The sequence below is a fragment of the Algoriphagus terrigena DSM 22685 genome, assembly GCF_000429445.1.
Taxonomy (GTDB): Bacteria; Bacteroidota; Bacteroidia; order Cytophagales; family Cyclobacteriaceae; genus Algoriphagus; species Algoriphagus terrigena.
In genome coordinates this window covers 1-1264 of the sequence record NZ_AUBW01000059.1, presented here as the reverse complement: position 1 = coordinate 1264, position 1264 = coordinate 1, and the positions used below count along the sequence as shown (strand labels likewise).

At 45.7% G+C, this 1264-nt stretch carries 2 protein-coding genes; both read left to right on the top strand.

Annotated elements, in window-relative coordinates; translation table 11 throughout:
- Positions 1-642: 642 nt before the first annotated feature.
- Positions 643-960 carry a hypothetical protein gene (locus G459_RS30710; RefSeq protein ID WP_425393752.1) on the top strand — a complete coding sequence of 106 codons (318 nt, stop codon included), beginning with the start codon at positions 643-645 and terminating at the stop codon, positions 958-960.
- 155 nt (positions 961-1115) lie between these two features.
- Positions 1116-1247, top strand: a complete 132-nt coding sequence (locus G459_RS30705) for a hypothetical protein (RefSeq protein ID WP_425393753.1) — start codon at positions 1116-1118, stop codon at positions 1245-1247.
- Positions 1248-1264 lie beyond the last annotated feature (17 nt).

Below are 1264 nucleotides of genomic sequence, written 5' to 3'. Positions count from 1 at the left end.
TTCAATTCCAGTATGGTGCGATTGAAGGTTGAATGTTCCGGGAACTCCAACACAATATAATTTTATTTCAATTCCAGTATGGTGCGATTGAAGGTCAGTCAATACCATCAAGGAGATCCGAGGGTATGTCATTTCAATTCCAGTATGGTGCGATTGAAGGCATGCAGAAGACGGCACAATGGCTACAGGCTTGCTATATTTCAATTCCAGTATGGTGCGATTGAAGGAGAGTGCCGGCAGCCTTAATCAGGCGCTCCAAGCTAATTTCAATTCCGGTATGGTGCGATTGAAGGTCGATCAAAGACACGCATGTGAGTTGCATCAAGTCCCATTTCAATTCCGGTATGGTGCGATTGAAGGAGTCCCCGCCGTGCTCCATACCGGACGGACATACTGATTTCAATTCCGGTATGGTGCGATTGAAGGGGTCTGGAGTACTTAGAAGCGAATGAGGCCAACTCAATTTCAATTCCAGTATGGTGCGACTGAAGGATCGCTCGGATACGCTTGTGTCCAGAGGCTCGCCGCATTTCAATTCCAGTATGGTGCGATTGAGAGGAAGGTAGACGGATATCACTACTTCATCTACACAGAGTTTCAATTCCAGATTGGTGCGATTGAGAGAACGGGGTGTCGGATTTTATGAAATACTACCAGATATTTCAATTCCAGTATGGTGCGATTGAAGGATCAGTGAAATACTCCGCTTCTTCATCTCGGGCCAAATTTCAATTCCAGTATGGTGCGATTGAAACCATCTCAGGCGCAACCAACGAACTTGCCTATTTCGCATTTCAATTCCAGTATGGTGCGATTGAAGGCCACGGGATGCTTTTCGAGCAGTTTGAGATCTTCTATTTTCAATTCCTGTGTGGTGCGATTGAGAGTGCCATCCTCCAACAGCCCCAGTCACTGACCTTTGTGTTTCAATTCCAGTTGGTGCAATTGAGATGTTTTTGACATATCGGTTTCAACATCGTTTCAACAGTTTCAATTCCTGTATGTTGCGATTGAAGGTGACGTCGAGGGTCTCGATGTCGATCATGTAATGAAGTTTCAATTCCTGTATGTTGCGATTGAAGGTTCGGTTCCCGGATCCCAAACTTGATTTGAAAATGAATTTCAATTCCAGAACGGTGCGATTGAGAGCCGGAGGAGTCGACAAGGCGTGCGGCGAGTTGATAGGTTTCAATTCCAGTATGGTGCGATTGAAGGTGGTCAGAGATCAAGATGCAGGGCGAAGCTGAAGTCATTTCAATTCCGG

What these genes read in the sequence shown, in the direction of transcription:
- G459_RS30710 (WP_425393752.1), top strand. Translation starts at nt 643, where the DNA reads ATGAAATACTACCAGATATTTCAATTCCAGTATGGTGCGATTGAAGGA.
- G459_RS30705 (WP_425393753.1), top strand. Translation starts at nt 1,116, where the DNA reads ATGAATTTCAATTCCAGAACGGTGCGATTGAGAGCCGGAGGAGTCGAC.